Genomic DNA, 17,367 nt, shown 5'->3' with positions numbered 1-17,367 from the left:
GGGCCTGCCTGTTGGATGCACCTAACCGATATGGAGTGTTTGCCGCCATGCGCAAGACATTGGCACTGCTGAGTTTGCTGCTTTTCACCGGTGCTGCCTGGGCGGAACCGCTGCGGATCACCGCGCTCGGCGACAGCCTCGTGCAGGGCTACGGGCTGCCGCAGGGCCAGGGGCTGGTGCCGCAATTGGAACGCTGGATGATTGAGAACGGCGCTGAGGTCACGCTGCAAAACGCAGGCGTTTCCGGCGACACCACCGCCGGCGGGGCAGAGCGCGCCGAATGGACCCTGTCGGACAATCCCGACGGACTGATCGTGCTGCTAGGCGGCAACGACATGCTGCGCGGGCTGGCCCCGCAGGAGGCGCGCGCAAATCTGCAACGCATCCTGCAGACGGCTCAGGACAAGGGGATCGAGGTTCTGCTGATCGGCATGAAGGCTCCGCGCAACTACGGGCCGGACTACAAGCAGGATTTTGATGCAATCTATCCGGAGCTTGCGGCTGAATACGGCGCTGTGCTGCACCCGGACGCCTTTGCCGGCATCGCAGCGGCGGTCGGCAACGATCCTGCGGCAGCTCAGGACTTCATGCAGGACGACGGCATCCATCCCAACGCCAGGGGCGTGGCGCTGAATGCGGCCGCAATCGGCCCGGCTGCCCTGCAGCTGGTTGCGGCCATAGACCGCTGAAAACAGCCCCGGCCGTCAGGGCTGTTTGAAAATCTCGGTGCAGATCAGAGGATCAGGAGACCAGTGCGATATCCACTGCGGATTCGCGGCCGTCGCGGCCTGCGCGCAGCTCATAGGTCACTTTCTGATTGTCTGCCAGGCCGGTCAGGCCGGAACGCTCAACAGCGGAAATATGGACAAAAACGTCCTTGCCGCCTTCTTCGGGTGCAATAAAGCCGTAGCCTTTGGTGGTGTTGAACCATTTGACGGTGCCAGTGGCCATCGTCGTCTTCTCCTAAGTCGTCTCAGTTCTCTGCCCGCTTATGCGGCAGTCCGGCAAGGTTTGCAGATGATCATGACCGCGCCGGGTAAGGAACAGTGATGGCATTCGCGTAACATCGCCGTGACAGAATTGGGTACGAATCCCCCTTAGCGCAAGAAAAATGCGCTGTGACGCGGGGTTCCGGGGCAGATTCCGGCGGCAGAGCGCTTAATGAACCGTCAGTTGTGCGCCTATAGCACAGTCACCACCGTGCCCAGCGGCACCCGTTCGTACAGGTCCATCACATGCTCGTTCAGCATCCGGATGCAGCCGTTTGACACCGAATGGCCGATGGTCTGCGGCTGGTTGGTGCCATGAATGCGGAAGTATGTGTCGATGCCGTTCTGGAACAGATACAGCGCCCGCGCACCCAGCGGATTGTCCGGTCCGCCCGGCTGGATGTATTCATTGTCGACGAATTTGGCGTAGGCCCTTGGGTCGCGCTCGATCATTTCGTCGGTGGGGCGCCAGGTCGGCCATTCCTTCTTGCGTTCGATCACAGCCTTGCCCGTGAACTCCAGCCCCGCCTTGCCGACGCCGACGCCATAGCGCATCGCCTTGCGCTTATCAGTCACGAAGTAGAGGTAATAGGACCGCGGCAGGACCAGGATCTGGCCGGGGGCAAAATCCTTGCGGATGCGCACCTCCTGCGGGGTGGGGTCAAAAGGCGCAGGATCCTTCTTGCGGGCCAGCGCAGGCAGCGGCAGAGCGGTGGCGGCAGTTGCGGCCAGGAAATTGCGTCGGGAAAACATGAAACCCTCACTGGTCTATGGGACTGTCCTGCCCAGTCTGAAAGCCGCGGGAACAGGCGTCAAGAGGGCCAAAGACGCCGCAACCTTGCCGGATCACAAAACCGTGATAGCTTTGTGGGTAAGGGCAGGCATTCCCGTCAGGCGTGCTGAAAAGCCCTGCAGAGGGACCGGTTTTTCAGGAGTTTTTGTTATGCGGTATTCTTTCCTGCTGCGCGCCCTAGGGGCTGCGCTTGCTCTGGCAGCTGCACCGTTTGCCGCCTTGGCCCAGGACGGGGCGGGGTTTATCGGCACCGATCTGCGCTATTCCGAGCGGATGTTCGACCGGCAGGAGGATGTGACCAATAAAATCGCGACTGCCTTGCGTGCCCGCCAGAGCGGCGTGCTGGATCCTTACCGCCTGTACATCGGCGGCCGTTTCCTTGGCACGGTGATCCACGAGGAAACCAGCACCCCGGGCAAGTTTCCGATCCTGTCGCGGCTGCCGCCGACGCATACCAAAGGGTTTTCCGACACTTACGACGTTATCAATGACATCTCGCTGAATGCGACGCTGGCGCTGCCGATGGTCACGGCCTTTGTGCAAGGCGAATACACCGAAATCGAATACCCCGGCCAGGACGAAACCCAGCTGCGCAAATACTGGATTGCTGTGGGCGATCTCAGCCGGTCGCCGTTCTATCTGGCAGCGGGGCGGAAAACCGTGAACTTCGGCAATTTCGCCACCTACGCGCCGTTCACCCACAGCCACAGCAATCACTACTTCTGGTCGCAGGTGGAGGATCCGCTGGTTGAGCTGGGTTATGTCACCGACCGGACCGAACTGGCATTCTCCCTGATCCGCAACCACCGCGGCCTGCGGGTGATCAGCAGCCCCGGCAATGACGGCGGCTGGGAAAACTTTGCCTTCAATGCCGCCCACAGCTTTGATGCCGGCCAGGACATGCGCGTGCGGCTCGGCGCGGGCTACCTGCGCGGCACCATCTATGACAGTATCATCGCGCACCATCCGCCCAGCCAGGGCATCGACCGCGGCTGGAACGGCGCCTGGAACCTGAACGCCACCCTCAGCGGGCGTGATTTTGACGTGATGGCGGAATTCACCCGGACTGAGGATGTCTGGCCCGCCACCGGCCACCGGGTCAGCGCGCTGACGCTGCAGGGGCGCTACCGGTCAGAGCTGTTCGGCAAGCCGGCCACCTGGTCAGTTGCCGCCAGCCGCGGCGTGCAGGGCGCGGAGGGCACCGAATGGGAAAGAATGGACCAAGTGATTTTCGGGCTCGAAGTCGAGGTCGCAGAGCATGTGAAGCTAGGGGTGGAATACCTGTACAACGACCGGTTCGTGCCGCTGATCCTGCCGACCATCACCGCGGATTCCGCGGTCCGGTCGGATACACTTATTGTCGGGGCCAAGCTGACTTTCTGACCGCTGCTGGCGGGCTTGCCCTTGCCGCCGCCCTGCGTGCGGCGGTATCTGCCGGGCAAGACACAGCCGGAGGAGCCATCATGGGCGCCAAGACCCTGACCTGCCTGACCTGCACCCAGCTGAACCGGGTGCCGGAGGAGAAGCTGGGCAGCGGCCCGAAATGCGGCAGCTGTGGCGCCGCGCTGATGCCATCCAGGCCGGTGGACGTGGACCCGGCCACGCTGCAAAAGGCGCTGCAGAATGATGATGTGCTGTTGGTGGCGGATTTCTGGGCGCCCTGGTGCGGCCCCTGCCGGATGATGGCGCCGGAATTTGCCAAGGCTGCCAAGGCCCTGGCAGGCCGCGCGCGGCTGGTCAAGCTCAACACCCAGGACCATCAGTCAACCGGTGCCCGCTACCGCATCCGCGGCATCCCGGCACTGGTTGCCTTTGAGCGCGGCAAGGAAAAGAAACGCCAGGCCGGCGCGATGCGCTCAGGGCAGATCATCAGCTGGCTGCGCGGCTGACACCGCACGCAAGCCCATTCAGAACTGCCCGGGCTGTTGGCCGGGGCGCACTTCGGGGCCGCGGCCCTGGCTGGCGCCGGCGCCTTGCTTCGGGCTGCGGGGATTGCCGCTGCGCCATAGCTGGACCGCAAGCATCCCAAGCATCAGAACTGCGGCTGCAACAGGGTAGAGGAGCGCAATCAGCCACAGCGGCCAGCCGGTGATCAGGCCGGCGCCAACAGCCAGCACAAGGCCGCCCAAAGCACCGAATAACGCGCTGAACCAGGCCATACAGCCCTTCCCCCAAAGTCCCCTCCTGCAAAAGGTAGGGCGCAGCACACAGGCTGGCAACTCTGCAAATGACACCTTAGGGCGAAAATTGAGCGGACAGCTATGTCAGGGGTAGTTCATCAGGCTGCTTCTGCGGAGGCGGTGCCGCCCGGTTCAGGCGGCGGCCAGCTGACCGCCGGGGGGCATCCCGCCATCAGGTCCCGCCGCCTCGCTGAGCCAATAGAGGATGGCAGTTGCCAGCAAGGTCACGGCCGTCCCTGCAGCCGGATAGATCAGAAAGCAGGCCCACCAGGGCAGCCCGGCAAAGGCATAGCCCATCACTGCGGCGCACAGACCTGCAACCATACCCAGAAAAACACCTGCCCAAGCCATGACGTCCCCATTGCCCCACGCAGCACGGACCCGGTGCCCGGCTGCTCCTGCGCCCATCATCCGGTCAAGAGTGTTATCAAAAGGTTAATTTTCCGGCGATGCCGGCAATCCTGAGTAAATAATTGGAACGCAAGCCCTATTTCGAGGTCAACGCCACCCCGCCCTTGGCCTTGGGTATCCGTCCCTTGCCCTGCTGCAGCACATGTACCAGCTCATGCACCAGCAGTTCCGGGTTCTTGGCATCGCCCGGTTTCATGAAGAAAATGTCGTTGCCATAGGTGAACGCCTTGGCTTTCAGCTCCTTGCAGACGTCCTTGGCGTTGCCGCCCGAACGCTCCGGGGGAGCGTTTGAGGGTCGGACGGGCGGAGCCCTTCGCATCCAACCGTGCAAGTCAAAGAGCAGCGTTTGCTGGATCTCTACTGGGACGTGAGGTGACGTGCTCCCCTGAAATGTCCTCGCTTTGAGGTTAGCCTGTTCTCCAACTGAGGAGACAGACGATGAAAAGAAGCCGGTTCAGCGAAGAGCAGATCATAGGCATTCTGAAGGAGCACCAGGCCGGGTTGGGCGCGAAAGAGTTGTGCCGCAAGCACGGCATCAGCGATGCGACCTTTTACAAGTGGCGGTCGAAATATGGCGGCATGGAAGTTTCGGATGCCCGGCGGTTGAAGGCGCTGGAGGCCGAGAACGCCAAGCTGAAGAAAATGCTGGCGGAGCAAATGCTTGATGTCGCCACGCTGAAAGAGATGCTTGGAAAAAACTTCTGAAGCCCGGTTCAAGGAGACGCGCCGTGGACTGGGCCATGAAAGAGAAAAGCTACTCGCAGCGGCGGGCTTGTGCGCTGGCCGGGATCGATCCGCGTGTGTACCGGCGGCGGCCGGTCAGGCCGGAAAACAAGGACCTGCGGCACCGGCTGCGTGAACTGTCTGGTGAGCGCAGGCGGTTTGGCTATCGGCGCCTGCACATTCTTCTGAAGCGGGAAGGCTGGGAGGTGAACTGGAAAAAGCTTTACCGGGTCTACCGGGAAGAGGGGCTGACGGTGCGCAAACGGGGCGGCCGCAAGCGCGCAATCGGAACCAGGGCGCCCATGGCGGTCCCGCAGGGGCCGAACCAGCGGTGGTCGCTGGACTTCGTCTCAGACACGCTCTCGGACGGGCGCCGGTTCCGTATTCTGTGTGTGATCGACGACTTCAGCCGGGAATGCCTGGCCACTGTCGTGGACACATCTCTGTCGGGCCTGCGTGTCGCCAGGGAACTGGACAGGATCGCGGATTTGCGTGGCTATCCCTGCTTGGTGGTGTCCGATCGAGCCATTGGAACGCCATTGGTCCGAGAGACAATGGCGAGGGGCACCGAACTGACCAGCAACGCGATCTTGAAATGGCAGCAGGACCGGCAGGTCGAATGGCACTACATCGCGCCCGGCAAACCGATGCAGAACGGCTTCGTGGAGAGCTTCAATGGCCGTCTTCGGGATGAGTGCCTGAACGAGCACTTGTTTGCGAGCCTGCGCCATGCCTGTCACCTGATCCACGCCTGGCGCAACGACTACAATCACCACCGCCCGCATTCGAGCCTCGACGGGCTCACCCCGCGGGAGTATCACCAACGGTCAAGAGAGGACCAAACCCTGAACAGAGCTAACTGAAATACGCGGACTCTAAGGGGAGCACGTCAGAGGCGCCAACCGCACGGCCCGCACCTGACCTTCCATTCATGCCGAAGGAATGCCCTCAGCATGACGAAGGCGCATTCGCGCACTCCCAGGGTAAGGCCTGGGCCTTGTGTTGCGCGATAGTAGCCAAAATAGGCACTGAAAAGGCTTGCGGTAAAAACAAACCTACTCCGCCTTAGCTAAGCCGCTGGAATCTAAGGCCGGCATTTGTTCAGCCCGCTCATGCTGAACCATTTGGAAATGCCGGCAGATACGCGGCTCCCGGGATTGGTCGCTTTTTGAAAAGTGACTTTGACAGCAACAAGCGGGGCATTGGTGTCAATCAGCTGAAAACCTGAGTTGAGCTGAGTGGCCGCCAGCTTCGCTTTGATGGAGTTGAAATGCCGGGACCAGTAAACCCGGCAGAGGGACTGGGCGTCCCGCTGCAATGAGTTGCCGGTGTCTGACACCGTATATGTCAGTTCCAGCACATTGCCTGCAGCTGTCCCGCCATATTTCGAAGGCGCAGTGACCAGCGCCGAGCTTGAAAGTTCAGCGCGGACGCCGGACTTCAGGCGCACCTCTTCTGCATGAAGAGGAAGGGCGGCCGTTAAGGCCGCCCCAAGAAACCACCGTTTCAGCCAGCTCACCGCACAAATTTCTTGTGCTTCAACCGCTTGGGCTCCAGCGCGTCGGGACCCAGGCGGCGCTTCTTGTCCTCTTCGTAGTCCTCGAAGTTGCCCTCGAACCACTCCACATGGGCGTCGCCTTCAAAGGCCAGGATGTGGGTGCAGATCCGGTCGAGGAAGAAACGGTCGTGGGAGATCACCACGGCGCAGCCGGCGAAATCAACCAGCGCATCTTCCAGCGCCCGCAGGGTCTCCACGTCCAGGTCGTTGGTCGGTTCGTCGAGCAGCAGCACGTTGCCGCCCTCTTTCAGAAGCCGCGCCATGTGCACGCGGTTGCGCTCACCGCCGGACAGCAGGCTCAGCGGTTTTTGCTGGTCGCCGCCCTTGAAGTTGAAGGAGGAGCAATAGGCGCGGGAATTGACCTGCGCGTCGCCCAGCTCGATGATCTCGGCGCCGCCGGAAATCGCTTCCCAGACGGTTTCATTGTCCTTCAGGTCATCGCGAGACTGGTCGACATAGGACAGCTTCACCGTGTCGCCGTATTCAACGGTACCGGAATCGGGCTGCTCCTGGCCGGTCAGCATCTTGAACAGGGTCGATTTACCGGCGCCGTTGGGGCCGATCACGCCGACAATTCCGCCCGGCGGCAGCGAGAAGTCGAGGCCTTCGATCAGCTGCTTGTCGCCGTAGTGCTTGGCGAGGCCGTTCACTTCGATCACCTTGGAGCCCAGGCGCGGGCCGTTCGGAATGACGATCTGGGCGCGGCCGACCTTCTCGCGTTCAGACTGGCTGGCCATCTCGTTGTAGGCCTGGATACGGGCCTTGGACTTCGCCTGGCGGGCTTTCTGGCCCTGGCGCATCCACTCCAGCTCGCGCTCCAGCGTCTTCTGCTTGGCCTTGTCCTCGCGGGCTTCCTGCTCCAGTCGCTTGGCCTTCTGCTCCAGCCAGGCGGAATAGTTGCCCTCGTAGGGAATGCCGCGGCCGCGGTCCAGTTCCAGGATCCAGCCGGTGATGTCATCCAGGAAGTAGCGGTCGTGGGTGACGCAGAGGATGGTGCCCTTGTAGTCGATCAGGTGCTGCTGCAGCCAGGCGATGGTCTCAGCGTCCAGGTGGTTGGTCGGTTCGTCGAGGAGCAGCATGTCAGGCGCTTCCAAGAGCAGCTTGCACAGCGCCACCCGGCGGCGCTCACCGCCCGACAGATCCGCGATCTTGGCATCATCCGGCGGGCAGCGCAGCGCCTCCATCGAGACGTCCACCTGGCTGTCCAGATCCCACAGGTTCTGGGCGTCGATCTCGTCCTGCAGCTTGGCCATCTCCTCGGCGGTCTCGTCCGAGTAGTTCATCGCCAGCTCGTTGTAACGGTCGAGGATGTCCTTCTTGGCCTGCACGCCCAGCATGACGTTTTCGCGCACGCTCAGGCTCTCATCCAGCTGCGGCTCCTGCGGCAGGTAGCCGACTTTGGCGCCTTCCGCGGCCCAGGCCTCGCCGGTGAAATCCTTGTCGAGGCCGGCCATGATCTTCATCAGCGTGGACTTACCGGCGCCGTTGACGCCGACCACACCGATCTTCACGCCGGGCAGGAAGGAGAGGTGGATGTTTTCAAAGCATTTCTTGCCACCCGGGTAGGTCTTGGAGACACCCTGCATGTGGTAGACGTACTGGTAGGAGGCCATGTGCTCGCTCCGTTAAGGGGGAAATTTGCTGGCGGGAGTGATAGCGGATGGGCGGCGGCGGGGCAATGCGGGATGCAGGCCTGCGCGAGGGGGTGCCAAGCGTGCACTCCCTGTGCACCCCCTGTGCACCGGGTGGTGCCTCAGGTGCCGCACCCGAACCTAGGGCGCCCGCGCTTGTCGAGTGTATTTTTGCGGCTTGGTGGGGGGGGCTGATGCAGTAGGCGATAGGAATTGCCCTCTTTTGCATCGGAAAGCAAGATTGCGTAATTTGTACCATCCCTAACGCGAAGCGGTCACCCGAAGGGCGACCGATCCAAAAACTTCTGAAGGTAAGTCTGCTTCTGTGGTTCTATCTGCTCCGCTTCTAGCATCGCCTTGCTGTTTAGCCTTCCTCTTCGCTTTCTTCTTGCTCGTCTTCGGTGATCTCATCGTAGACTTCTTCGATCACATATAGGTCATCTAGGGCTCCTTCCGTATCCCTTAGGATGTCCATAAACGCGTCCATTCCTTCGCTGATCCCCCAGCGGATGGCTCCTTGAATGATGGCTTCTGCAATCGTTTGCCATATTGGTCGCTTTCTTGGTTTGTCGTCCAAGGGCATCATTGCTCCTTTCTAGAGTCATGGTGAACGGTTCCTTTCTTCGTTTGGGTGCTGCTGTTCTAAGTCCCTCCTTTTCTGTTCGCCTTGAGGCCTGATTTGGTAGCTCATTACCGTTCCTCCGTTGGTTAACTTATCCCTGTGTGGCGGCTCTCTTTCTGGAGCCCCCTTGTTCTGGACACACTGTGCCCGCGATCACATTTACATCATCAGCTGTGAGAAAACAACTTATCTTGTCATACTTTTTCACACTTTAGATGTTGACGCTTGGCGCTGATCATGCCTATATCGTTGTCAGTGTGATATCCGGCCCTACGACAAAGGTTGGCCATCGCACTTCGATCAAGGCTCTCCGAAACAGGCAAACGGAGCGCTAAATTCAACTATAAGGAGATACGTCATTATTGCTGAAATGCAGAAAGATGGCGTTCATGAAACTATAAAAACAAGCAAACCCACCAAGCAGGTTAAGGGACGAGTCACGATTGCTTTGTCCCCTAAAAGTGTAGCCATCTTAGATGAGTTGAAGGACTACACAGAGGCAGAGACAACGACAGAGGTATTCCGGGACTCTCTACGCCTGGCCTATACTATCATGAACGCACAAAAGAATGGACTTCGCGTTGAAGTCACAAACCCGGCCGACCCTAATGCACGCCCTTCGATCATTGGTGTCGGAAATGAAATTCCGGGTTAAAAATCAGAGCAGCCCCCTACTGGAGGCTGCTTTACTTTGCCGAAGTCAGCATGTTTGTCTCCGCACTTTGCACTCAGTACGTGCATCGAGCGCCGAACCCGAGGAGATGGCAAGGTCCGATCTAATACCGTCCCGAGGGCAGCACGAACTGCGCCTGCCGCCCCATCAAACCGCAGAATTGTCTAAGGTAAAACCGGACGGGCGCTTCGCGTCCAACTGCGGACAAGCGCTGCCTTCGCGTCCCTAAGAGGGTTCCTCCTCACATCTTCCACTTCTTCTTCACGTTGTCCGGCACCGGGTAGATCAGTTTGCGGTTGTCGAAGTGATGGCACTTGATGCCTTCGCTGTTCCTTTCCGCCAGGTAGCGCAGGCAGGTGGACAGCGCCTTGATGATCTTGGGGTCGGTGCGGGTGGTCACATCCACCGCCTGGCCCGACAAGTGGCGCGAGATGTATTTCCAGTTGGCCTTCTTGAACATGCACTCGATGAAGCCCTTCTTGTCCTTGGCCTGAACAAACCCGTCCAGCTCCAGCCGCAGCTCCTCGTTGCTCTTGAGGTAGGAATAGATCCGGCCGTGTTTGAGGTGGCTGTTCCAGCCGCCGTACATGGCGCTGGCCTGGCCTTTCTTGTCACGCAGCCCGGAGACCACATGGATGGTCTCGCCGTAGTGGGAGGAGACCTCCATCAGCACATCGAGGATCTTCTTCTTCACCCCTTGCGTCTTGCCTGTGAGGCGTCCGGGTTTCTGCACACCTCCGGTGTCGACGGTCTTGATGACATTCTCCGCAGCTTTCTTCTGCGCTTCCTTGGCGGCCTTCTCCGCGGCCTGCTTCGCCGCCTTCTGGGCGTCCTCTCCCTTTTTCTCGCCCTTGGCAAAATAGCTGTCGTAGAGCGAGGTGGCGTAGTCCTCGATCTCCTCCAGCAGCGCGGCCCAGCCGCCCTTGTCCAGCGACTTGGCCTTGGCCTCCTTCATCACCGCGTCCTTGGCGGCCTTCACTGCCTTGGCCTTGGCTTCTTCCTTGGCCTTTTCGTCCTGCTTTTCCTTGGCCTTCTGCTCCGCCTTGGCCTTGGCCGGGCCTGCGTTCAGCTTCTTGATGGTGTTCTTGCCCGGATCGATCCGGTAGTCGGCCTTGAAACCGCAGACCTCCTGCTGGAACTGGCCGATCATCTTTTCCAGCACCGGTGTCGGGGTCCCGTCGGTCTTGACCTTCTTGATCCCGGATTGGCCTGCAAAGGCATTCAGCAGCTGTTGTACGGTTTTGACGTCTTCGGGCAGGTTCTTGCCCTTACGCCCGACGGAGGCGGAAAGCTTGGCAACCATGGTGAACTCGCAATTTGGAACCTGCGGGCCGGAAACACTGCCCGCGCAATAAAATTCTACACCCAAAGCGGCGTGCCAGGCAATCTGCGCAGGGTTGTGCGCCGCCGGTGCAGGCGGCAATTGATCTCAGCCGGAAACTGTGCGCATCAAGGCGGTTATGGTTTGCAAGCTGCCGCATATCCGCCCGGGCCAGAGCGTCGGGTTGCTCGGAGGGTCCTTTGATCCGCCGCACCGCGGCCATGCGGCGATTTCCCATGCGGCGCTAAAGCGCTTCGGGCTTGATCACCTGTTCTGGCTGGTGTCGCCCGGCAACCCGCTGAAGACCCGCCAGCCGGCCTCCCTGCAGCGCCGGATCGCAGCGGCAGAGGTGCTGGTGCAGCATCCGCGCATCCATATCAGCGGCATCGAGGCGGATCTCGGCACCCGCTACACTGCCCAGACCCTGCGTCACCTGCGCCGCCGCCATCCGGGCGTGCGTTTTGTCTGGCTGATGGGGGCCGACAACCTCACCCATTTCCACCGCTGGAAGGACTGGCAGCAGATCCTGGAGACGGTGCCGGTGGGGGTGCTGGCGCGGCCCGGCGACCGGATCTCAGCCCGGTTTTCACCCGCGGCGCGGATCTACCGCCATGCGATGCTGAAAGGCAGTGAAAGCCGCCTGCTGGCGCAGGCCGAAAGCCCGGCCTGGTGCTTTGTGAACCTGCCGATGGTGGAGGCCAGCTCGACGGAAATCCGCGCCCGCGGCGGCTGGTCAGCGCCGCAGGAGGGCTGAGGCCAGCCCCGCCGACAGCACCACCGCCAGCCCGGCCCAGGTCCAGGCGTCCGGCAGCTGGCTGAACACCGCCCAGCCGAGGCCAACCGCGGCGACCAGCTGGAAATAGACCATCGGAGCCAGCTTCACCGCCTGCACCCGGCCATAGGCAAACAGCAAGAGCAGGTTGCCCGTCATCGAGAACGCCGCACTCCCCACTGTCAGCGCCGCGGTGGAGGGGGTGAACTCCGGCAGGTTGGCGAGGCCCAGCGGCAGCATCAGCAGGGCCGACAGCAAGAGTTGCGTCAAGCTCAGCTCCAGCGGCGTGCCGACATGCGCCAGCCAGCGCGAGCTGGTCAGGAAGCCGCCGTAGAAACAGCCCGCCAGCACCGCCCACAACAGGCTGACGGAGCCGCCGAACCCCGGCCGCACCACCATCAGCACGCCAACGAACCCCAGCGCCATCAGCAGGCTGCGCAGGCCGGTGGCCTGCTCGCGCAGCAGCAGCACCGACAGCACGTAGCTGACCACAGGCCCGATGAAGAAGGCGGCAAAGACATTGGCCAGCGGTTCCGTCTGCAGCGCCAGCTGGATCGAGAAGATGCCGCCGGTCAGCATCCCGGCCCGCAGCCACAGCCGCCAATCGCCCAGCAGGGTGAACGCCCGGCGCGGCACAAAGGGCAGGATCAGCGCGGTGCCGATGGCAAAGCGGGACCAGGCGACAAAGGCCGGCGTCGCCAGCCCGGCGCCGGTCAGCAGTTTCCCGCACAGGTCGCCTGCGGGGATCATTGACATGGCCGCGAACATGAGGAGTACTGCCTGAAACATGGCTGCCAGCGGTAGCAGGACTTGCCCGTGTGAAAAAGCCCGGACCTTGCGGCGCAAAGCTGCGGATCGGGGATTGAAGTAGAGCCGCTCCTGACCCTAAAAATGAACAAGATGACTTCACGCCGGACATTTCTCCTTTCCGGGCTTGCCGCTTTGGCGGGCTCCTCTGCGCTGGCCAATGCGCCGGCGGTTTCCTTGCGGCCTGTTGCCCGCAAGGTGAGCTCTCTGGCCGCGGGTGCCGATGGCCTCAAGGCGCTGATCGAACGCGCGGGGCTGCGCGGCGAGGCTGTTTGCGCAGTGGCTGATGTGAAAACCGGCAAGCTGCTGGAATCCTCCGGCGGCTCCCAAGCCCTTCCGCCGGCCAGCGTCGCCAAGGCGCTGACCGCGCTTTACGCGCTGGATGTTCTGGGCGCGGACCACCGGTTCGAGACCCGCATCCTCGCCACCGGCGGCGTGTCCGGCGGTGTGGTCAAGGGCGACCTGATCCTCGCGGGCGGCGGCGACCCGCTTTTGAACACCGATCATCTGGCGCTGCTGGCAAAGTCGCTGAAGACTGCCGGCGTGCGCGAAGTGCGCGGCAAGTTCCTGGTCTGGGACGGCGCGCTGCCGTCGGTCAAAACCATCGACCCCGACCAGCCCGATCATGTCGGCTATTCCCCCGCGGTGTCCGGCATTTCGCTGAACTTCAACCGGGTGCATTTCGAGTGGAAACGCGCCGCCAGCGGCGGCTGGGCGATCACCATGGACGCCCGTACTGAGAAATACCGCCCCGAGGTGGCCACCGCCCGGATGGAGATCCAGTCCCGCGCGGTGCCGGTCTATACCTACGCCGAGAAGGGCGGTGTCGATCACTGGACCGTCGCCTCCAAGGCGCTGGGCAAGGGCGGTTCCCGCTGGCTGCCGGTGCGCAATCCGGCTGCCTATGCCGGTGACGTGTTCCGCACCCTGGCGCGGGCCAACGGCATTAAACTGCCGAAGCCCAAGGAGACCCGCGCGCTGCCCTCCGCCACCCTGCTGGCCCAGCACCACAGCCCGCCGCTGGATGTGCTGCTGAAAGCGATGCTGAAATACTCCAACAACCTGATGGCTGAGATGATCGGCATGTCCGCCACCGCCGCCCGCGCGGGCCGCCCGGCCTCGCTCAAGGCGTCAGCCGCGGAGATGAGCCGCTGGGCAGCGGGCAAATACGGCATGTCCGGCAGCCGGCTGGTGGATCACTCCGGCCTTGGTGAAGACTCTCGGATGACACCCGCGGATCTGACCGGCGCGCTGGTGGCTGCCTACAAGGCGGGCCAGCTGAAGCCGCTCCTGAAGCCCTTCCAGATGCGCGACGGCAAGGGCCGCACCATCAAGGGGCACCCGATCAAGGTTGCTGCCAAGACCGGCACGCTCAACTTCGTCTCCGGCCTTGGCGGCTTCATGACCGCGGCGGACGGCACCGTGCTGGCCTTTGCCATCTTCAGCGCGGATCAGAAAACCCGCAGCCGCCTGACCCGGGCGCAGCGCGAGCGCCCCGAGGGCGCCCGCAGCTGGAACCGCCGCGCCAAGCAGCTGCAGCAGCAGTTGATCGAACGCTGGGGCGCGGTTTACGGCAGTTAGGCTCTGACTGGTCTGGGAAAGTTTTCACTTTCTGGACGTTTGCGCTGGGCCAGTTTGCAGGCAGACCGGCGGGCGGCATCTGCCTGCCCGGAGTGCAAAGGACCAGACCATGACCGAGCGTATCAATGACCACGGACAGCCCATCGGTGCCGCTCTGCCGGACTGGCAGGGCGCGCGCCTGCCCGGCCACGACGGCCTGGCAGGCCGCTATTGCCGGGTGGAGCCGCTGGACGCCGCACGCCATACCGCGGATCTGTTTGCCGCCTTCAGCCAGGATCCCAGCGGCGCGATCTGGACCTATATCCCCTGGGGGCCGTTTGGCACGGAAGCCGGGCTGCGGACCTGGATCCAGGGCGCCAGCGGCGTTGATGCCCAGCCCTATTTCGCCATCGTCAACGGTGCCAGCGGCCGGGCCGAAGGTGTCGCCAGCTACATGCGGATCAAACCCGAACATGGCGTGATCGAGGTCGGCGGCATCACCTATGCCCCCGCCCTGCAGCGCACCCCCGCCGCGACAGAGGCGATGTTCCTGATGATGGCGCGGGTGTTCAATGACCTGGGCTACCGCCGCTATGAATGGAAATGCGACGCCCTGAACGCGCCCTCCTGCCGGGCGGCGGAGCGGCTGGGCTTCAATTACGAGGGGCTGTTCCGCCAGGCCGTCGTCTACAAGGGCCGCAACCGCGACACCGCCTGGTATGCGGTGCTGGACAGTGAATGGCCGCGGCTGGAGGCGGCTTATGCCGAATGGCTCGACCCCGGCAATTTCAACGCCGACGGGCAGCAGAAACAGAGCCTAAGCAAGCTCATAGAGGCCCATCGGGGGTAGCGTCCGCCACTGTGCGCCCGGCCTGCGGGTCGTACAGCCCGCCGCCCAGATGCGCGTGGCCCCAGCCCATGATCTGCAGCAGCAGCGCCTCCAGGCTGCGGCCCTCCTCCGTCAGCGCATAGCGGTAGCGCACCGGCCGGTCCTGATACGCCTCCCGCGCCACCAGCCCCAGCGCCATCAGCCGCTTCAGCCGCTCTGACAGCAGGTTGGCGGCGATATGCTCCTCGCTCGCCTGCAGCTCCTGAAACGTATGCTTGCCGTGCCACATCAGGTCGCGCACCACCAGCAGCGTCCACTTGTCCCCCAGCACATCCAGCGTGCGGGCAATCGAACAGCGCGAGCGGTACTTTGTCTGCGGCTGGGTCACGGCGCGTCTCCTAAGGGTATTAGCCCTCTAACACTAAGAGACTTTTAAAATGAAAGCCACTGGCGCATAGTCACTTTAATTTTGAAAGTGAGTCGCGCAGCAAGGGAGACCCGCCGCATGAACGCCATCGGAAACACGCCGCTTGTTCAATTGAAGCATCTGACCACCCCGGACATGGCCGAGGTCTGGGTGAAATGGGAGGGCGCCAACCCGACCGGCAGCATGAAGGACCGGATGGCGCTGTCGATGATCGAAGGGGCGGAGCGGCGCGGCGATCTGGAACCCGGCGGCAGGGTGGTGGAATACACCGGCGGCAGCACCGGCAGCTCGCTGGCGATGGTCTGCGCCACCCGCGGCTACCAGGCGCATTTCGTCTCTTCCAATGCGTTCTCGGAGGAAAAGCTGCAGACCATGCGCGCCTATGGCGCCGAGGTGGAGATCATCCACGCCGAGGGCGGCATCCTGACCGCCGGCGTGATCGACCGCACCATCGCGCGGGCCAGAGAACTGGCGGCGGAGCCGGATGTGTTCTGGACCGATCAGGTCAACAACATGGACAACAAGCGCGGCTATCACGGTATGGCGCGGGAGATCCTGTCGCAGCTGGACGGGGCGGTGGATGAGTTTGTCACGGCCACCGGCGGCGGCGGCTGCATCTCCGGCAATGCCGAGGTGCTGAAGGAGGTGAACCCGGCAACCCGCATCATCGCCATCGAGCCCTACCACGTGCGCAACCTGTCGGGCGGCGACACCAGCGGCACCCACCAGCTGGAGGGGATCGGGCTGTCCTTCCTGCCGAAAATCCTACGCCGCGACCTGATTGATGAGGTGGTGCCGGTCCGGGACGAGGACGCCTTTGCCGCGGCTCGCATGCTGGCGCAGCAGGAAGGCTTGCTGGGCGGTATCACCTCCGGCGCCAATATCTGGGCGGCGCTGCAGCGGGCGCGCGAACTGGGGCCAGGCAAGCGGGTGGTCACCGTGGTGATCGACACCGGCCTGCGCTACCTGAACTCTGCTCTGTACCAGTGATGAAAGAAGTACGGCCGGCGCGGGGTGTGCGCCGGCCGGGTCCCCGGAAGCACTGCTCAGGTGCCGGAAGTTTCCAGCACGCCGGCCTCACTGCGCATCATGTCCCTGGCCAGATCGCTGAGGATCTCCATGCTGAAGCCGCCCATCTGCCGGTGGAGCGCCTGGACCGCGGTCCAGATGTCCTCGCGGCGGATATTGTCCAGCAGTTCGTGGCCGCTCCAGGTCAGGCCGCGCACATGCCAGTTGCCGTTCGACAGCCGGCTGAACTGCGCCAGCCCGGCGCTTTCCAAGAGGCTCAGGTGATAGGACAGCTTGCGGGCCTCGGCGTCGGGCAGGCACTCCTCCGCGGGCAGCATCATTGCTTCGGCAGAAGAGCGCGGCAGGGCGCAGAACGCCTCTCTGCCGCCCTCAATCTCAAGCAGAAGCCTGCGGATTTCACCAATATCTCTTTGCCACCTGACCATGAACCGATTCCCACTTCGCATCGAACTAGCGCGAAATGGGAGTCGGTCAAATTTTCTGCAAGCCTGCGTTGTGCAACCCCGCCATGCGCGGGCAGCAAGGGAAGCTGCGACAACTTCTGGCGTTAGACCATGTGCCGCGCCCGTGCGCCGCGCTCGATTGCGGCGGCGTGCAGCCTGTCGATGTTCAGCTCGTAACGGACCTCTGCCAGGAACTCCAATTCGGTCTCGCCCAGCACCCCGTCGGCCGCCGCCACATCGCAGGACAGCGCATAGGCTGTCTCAAACAGCCGCTCCGGCAGATCGCCGCGAATGAGGCCGAACAGCGCCTCCAGACCGTCCTCCTGCTCAAACAGGTCGAACACGGTGCGGGAAATGCGGCTCACCCGGTCGATGTCATAGTCGGCAAACACCGGCAGCATGTTCACTGCCGACTGGATCTTGACCAGCTCGGCGGTGCGGATGTTCTCGTCCGAGGCAGACACCGCCACCATCAGCGCCACCAGGCAGTCCTGCGGGGACATCGGGTGCGGGGTTTGCTCTGTCATGGACGAATTCCTTGTCTGGAAAAAATGCGATGCAATCAGGATAGGTATGCCCGCAGCCGGGTTCAACGGCAG

General features: G+C 62.6%; 22 protein-coding genes. 9 read left to right on the top strand and 13 right to left on the bottom strand.

Annotated features, from left to right (window positions below):
- The first annotated feature begins 47 nt into the window (after window positions 1-47).
- Window positions 48-689, top strand: coding sequence for an arylesterase (locus A9D60_RS11895; protein WP_065267817.1), 642 nt, complete (start codon window positions 48-50; stop codon window positions 687-689).
- 52 nt (window positions 690-741) lie between these two features.
- On the opposite strand, the gene A9D60_RS11890 is transcribed toward A9D60_RS11895, so the two are convergent.
- Together A9D60_RS11890 and A9D60_RS11885 are read right to left on the bottom strand one after the other, a co-directional pair.
- Window positions 742-951 (bottom strand): cold-shock protein, encoded by a 210-nt coding sequence (locus tag A9D60_RS11890; RefSeq protein WP_027236435.1) that lies wholly within the window; start codon window positions 949-951, stop codon window positions 742-744.
- Between the two features lie 230 nt (window positions 952-1,181).
- A complete protein-coding gene (locus A9D60_RS11885; protein WP_065267802.1) occupies window positions 1,182-1,742 on the bottom strand; it encodes a L,D-transpeptidase in 561 nt (186 codons plus the stop codon).
- A 190-nt stretch (window positions 1,743-1,932) separates the two neighbouring features.
- Here A9D60_RS11885 and A9D60_RS11880 point away from each other — a divergent pair, with 190 nt between their 5' ends.
- Both A9D60_RS11880 and trxC read left to right on the top strand, forming a co-directional pair.
- Window positions 1,933-3,165, top strand: a complete 1,233-nt coding sequence (locus A9D60_RS11880) for a hypothetical protein (RefSeq protein ID WP_065267801.1) — start codon at window positions 1,933-1,935, stop codon at window positions 3,163-3,165.
- An 80-nt stretch (window positions 3,166-3,245) separates the two neighbouring features.
- Complete coding sequence (gene trxC / locus A9D60_RS11875; RefSeq protein ID WP_065267800.1) at window positions 3,246-3,671, top strand: thioredoxin TrxC; 426 nt, start codon at window positions 3,246-3,248, stop codon at window positions 3,669-3,671.
- A gap of 18 nt (window positions 3,672-3,689) precedes the next feature.
- Here the strand turns inward: trxC and A9D60_RS11870 are convergent, their stop codons facing one another.
- The 3 genes from A9D60_RS11870 to A9D60_RS11860 all read right to left on the bottom strand — a co-directional run bounded on the left by A9D60_RS11870 (window position 3,690) and on the right by A9D60_RS11860 (window position 4,692).
- Window positions 3,690-3,941 carry a hypothetical protein gene (locus A9D60_RS11870; protein WP_065267799.1) on the bottom strand — a complete coding sequence of 84 codons (252 nt, stop codon included), beginning with the start codon at window positions 3,939-3,941 and terminating at the stop codon, window positions 3,690-3,692.
- Between the two features lie 153 nt (window positions 3,942-4,094).
- Window positions 4,095-4,313, bottom strand: coding sequence for a hypothetical protein (locus tag A9D60_RS11865; protein WP_065267816.1), 219 nt, complete (start codon window positions 4,311-4,313; stop codon window positions 4,095-4,097).
- A 136-nt stretch (window positions 4,314-4,449) separates the two neighbouring features.
- Complete coding sequence (locus A9D60_RS11860; protein WP_254656683.1) at window positions 4,450-4,692, bottom strand: eCIS core domain-containing protein; 243 nt, start codon at window positions 4,690-4,692, stop codon at window positions 4,450-4,452.
- A gap of 119 nt (window positions 4,693-4,811) precedes the next feature.
- Between A9D60_RS11860 and A9D60_RS11850 the strand changes: the two genes are divergently transcribed.
- Window positions 4,812-5,959, top strand: a protein-coding gene (locus tag A9D60_RS11850; protein WP_141117908.1) for an IS3 family transposase whose coding sequence is annotated in 2 segments (ribosomal slippage) — window positions 4,812-5,067 and window positions 5,067-5,959 — 1,149 coding nt in all. Because the reading frame shifts where the segments join, the coding sequence is not laid out codon by codon here.
- A 221-nt stretch (window positions 5,960-6,180) separates the two neighbouring features.
- On the opposite strand, the gene A9D60_RS11845 is transcribed toward A9D60_RS11850, so the two are convergent.
- The 3 genes from A9D60_RS11845 to A9D60_RS11835 all read right to left on the bottom strand — a co-directional run bounded on the left by A9D60_RS11845 (window position 6,181) and on the right by A9D60_RS11835 (window position 8,868).
- Window positions 6,181-6,615, bottom strand: a complete 435-nt coding sequence (locus A9D60_RS11845; protein ID WP_141117907.1) for a hypothetical protein — start codon at window positions 6,613-6,615, stop codon at window positions 6,181-6,183.
- A complete protein-coding gene (gene ettA, locus A9D60_RS11840; protein WP_065267797.1) occupies window positions 6,612-8,267 on the bottom strand; it encodes an energy-dependent translational throttle protein EttA in 1,656 nt (551 codons plus the stop codon). The genes A9D60_RS11845 and ettA overlap by 4 nt, the downstream gene beginning before the upstream one ends.
- Window positions 8,268-8,649: 382 nt before the next feature.
- A complete protein-coding gene (locus A9D60_RS11835) occupies window positions 8,650-8,868 on the bottom strand; it encodes a hypothetical protein (protein ID WP_141117906.1) in 219 nt (72 codons plus the stop codon).
- A 409-nt stretch (window positions 8,869-9,277) separates the two neighbouring features.
- Here A9D60_RS11835 and A9D60_RS26600 point away from each other — a divergent pair, with 409 nt between their 5' ends.
- A complete protein-coding gene (locus A9D60_RS26600; protein WP_175392953.1) occupies window positions 9,278-9,562 on the top strand; it encodes a ribbon-helix-helix protein, CopG family in 285 nt (94 codons plus the stop codon).
- Between the two features lie 259 nt (window positions 9,563-9,821).
- Here the strand turns inward: A9D60_RS26600 and A9D60_RS11830 are convergent, their stop codons facing one another.
- A complete protein-coding gene (locus tag A9D60_RS11830) occupies window positions 9,822-10,883 on the bottom strand; it encodes a peptidoglycan-binding domain-containing protein (protein WP_141117905.1) in 1,062 nt (353 codons plus the stop codon).
- Window positions 10,884-11,040: 157 nt separating this feature from the next.
- Here A9D60_RS11830 and A9D60_RS11825 point away from each other — a divergent pair, with 157 nt between their 5' ends.
- A complete protein-coding gene (locus A9D60_RS11825) occupies window positions 11,041-11,655 on the top strand; it encodes a nicotinate-nucleotide adenylyltransferase (RefSeq protein ID WP_065267814.1) in 615 nt (204 codons plus the stop codon).
- Here A9D60_RS11825 and A9D60_RS11820 read toward each other — a convergent pair.
- On the bottom strand, window positions 11,635-12,441 hold the full coding sequence (locus tag A9D60_RS11820) for a DMT family transporter (protein WP_254656682.1): 807 nt from the start codon (window positions 12,439-12,441) through the stop codon (window positions 11,635-11,637). The genes A9D60_RS11825 and A9D60_RS11820 overlap by 21 nt on opposite strands.
- Window positions 12,442-12,573: 132 nt before the next feature.
- On the opposite strand from A9D60_RS11820, the gene dacB reads away from it, so the two are divergent.
- Both dacB and A9D60_RS11810 read left to right on the top strand, forming a co-directional pair.
- On the top strand, window positions 12,574-14,061 hold the full coding sequence (gene dacB, locus A9D60_RS11815; RefSeq protein ID WP_083194179.1) for a D-alanyl-D-alanine carboxypeptidase/D-alanyl-D-alanine endopeptidase: 1,488 nt from the start codon (window positions 12,574-12,576) through the stop codon (window positions 14,059-14,061).
- Window positions 14,062-14,170: 109 nt separating this feature from the next.
- Window positions 14,171-14,890 (top strand): GNAT family N-acetyltransferase, encoded by a 720-nt coding sequence (locus A9D60_RS11810; RefSeq protein ID WP_065267792.1) that lies wholly within the window; start codon window positions 14,171-14,173, stop codon window positions 14,888-14,890.
- Here A9D60_RS11810 and A9D60_RS11805 read toward each other — a convergent pair.
- Window positions 14,868-15,257, bottom strand: a complete 390-nt coding sequence (locus A9D60_RS11805) for a winged helix-turn-helix transcriptional regulator (RefSeq protein WP_065267791.1) — start codon at window positions 15,255-15,257, stop codon at window positions 14,868-14,870. The genes A9D60_RS11810 and A9D60_RS11805 overlap by 23 nt on opposite strands.
- A gap of 117 nt (window positions 15,258-15,374) precedes the next feature.
- On the opposite strand from A9D60_RS11805, the gene A9D60_RS11800 reads away from it, so the two are divergent.
- Complete coding sequence (locus A9D60_RS11800) at window positions 15,375-16,286, top strand: PLP-dependent cysteine synthase family protein (RefSeq protein ID WP_065267790.1); 912 nt, start codon at window positions 15,375-15,377, stop codon at window positions 16,284-16,286.
- Between the two features lie 56 nt (window positions 16,287-16,342).
- On the opposite strand, the gene A9D60_RS11795 is transcribed toward A9D60_RS11800, so the two are convergent.
- Both A9D60_RS11795 and A9D60_RS11790 read right to left on the bottom strand, forming a co-directional pair.
- A complete protein-coding gene (locus A9D60_RS11795) occupies window positions 16,343-16,750 on the bottom strand; it encodes a DUF2513 domain-containing protein (RefSeq protein ID WP_065267789.1) in 408 nt (135 codons plus the stop codon).
- A 122-nt stretch (window positions 16,751-16,872) separates the two neighbouring features.
- Window positions 16,873-17,295 carry a tellurite resistance TerB family protein gene (locus tag A9D60_RS11790; protein ID WP_039147779.1) on the bottom strand — a complete coding sequence of 141 codons (423 nt, stop codon included), beginning with the start codon at window positions 17,293-17,295 and terminating at the stop codon, window positions 16,873-16,875.
- Between the last annotated feature and the right edge of the window lie 72 nt (window positions 17,296-17,367).

This window comes from Leisingera sp. JC1 (genome assembly GCF_001679925.1).
Classification (GTDB): Bacteria; Pseudomonadota; Alphaproteobacteria; order Rhodobacterales; family Rhodobacteraceae; genus Leisingera.
Note: the sequence above shows the minus strand (reverse complement) of the source record. Positions and strands in the feature narration are given on the sequence as shown.

Coding starts and splice junctions, on each gene's coding strand:
- A9D60_RS11800 (WP_065267790.1), top strand. CDS start 15,375: ATGAACGCCATCGGAAACACGCCGCTTGTTCAATTGAAGCATCTGACC.
- A9D60_RS11865 (WP_065267816.1), bottom strand. CDS start 4,313: ATGGCTTGGGCAGGTGTTTTTCTGGGTATGGTTGCAGGTCTGTGCGCC.
- A9D60_RS11825 (WP_065267814.1), top strand. CDS start 11,041: ATGGTTTGCAAGCTGCCGCATATCCGCCCGGGCCAGAGCGTCGGGTTG.
- trxC (WP_065267800.1), top strand. CDS start 3,246: ATGGGCGCCAAGACCCTGACCTGCCTGACCTGCACCCAGCTGAACCGG.
- A9D60_RS11820 (WP_254656682.1), bottom strand. CDS start 12,441: ATGTTCGCGGCCATGTCAATGATCCCCGCAGGCGACCTGTGCGGGAAA.
- A9D60_RS26600 (WP_175392953.1), top strand. CDS start 9,278: ATGCAGAAAGATGGCGTTCATGAAACTATAAAAACAAGCAAACCCACC.
- dacB (WP_083194179.1), top strand. CDS start 12,574: ATGACTTCACGCCGGACATTTCTCCTTTCCGGGCTTGCCGCTTTGGCG.
- ettA (WP_065267797.1), bottom strand. CDS start 8,267: ATGGCCTCCTACCAGTACGTCTACCACATGCAGGGTGTCTCCAAGACC.
- A9D60_RS11890 (WP_027236435.1), bottom strand. CDS start 951: ATGGCCACTGGCACCGTCAAATGGTTCAACACCACCAAAGGCTACGGC.
- A9D60_RS11860 (WP_254656683.1), bottom strand. CDS start 4,692: ATGCGAAGGGCTCCGCCCGTCCGACCCTCAAACGCTCCCCCGGAGCGT.
- A9D60_RS11880 (WP_065267801.1), top strand. CDS start 1,933: ATGCGGTATTCTTTCCTGCTGCGCGCCCTAGGGGCTGCGCTTGCTCTG.
- A9D60_RS11835 (WP_141117906.1), bottom strand. CDS start 8,868: ATGCCCTTGGACGACAAACCAAGAAAGCGACCAATATGGCAAACGATT.
- A9D60_RS11870 (WP_065267799.1), bottom strand. CDS start 3,941: ATGGCCTGGTTCAGCGCGTTATTCGGTGCTTTGGGCGGCCTTGTGCTG.
- A9D60_RS11885 (WP_065267802.1), bottom strand. CDS start 1,742: ATGTTTTCCCGACGCAATTTCCTGGCCGCAACTGCCGCCACCGCTCTG.
- A9D60_RS11790 (WP_039147779.1), bottom strand. CDS start 17,295: ATGACAGAGCAAACCCCGCACCCGATGTCCCCGCAGGACTGCCTGGTG.
- A9D60_RS11830 (WP_141117905.1), bottom strand. CDS start 10,883: ATGGTTGCCAAGCTTTCCGCCTCCGTCGGGCGTAAGGGCAAGAACCTG.
- A9D60_RS11810 (WP_065267792.1), top strand. CDS start 14,171: ATGACCGAGCGTATCAATGACCACGGACAGCCCATCGGTGCCGCTCTG.
- A9D60_RS11895 (WP_065267817.1), top strand. CDS start 48: ATGCGCAAGACATTGGCACTGCTGAGTTTGCTGCTTTTCACCGGTGCT.
- A9D60_RS11795 (WP_065267789.1), bottom strand. CDS start 16,750: ATGGTCAGGTGGCAAAGAGATATTGGTGAAATCCGCAGGCTTCTGCTT.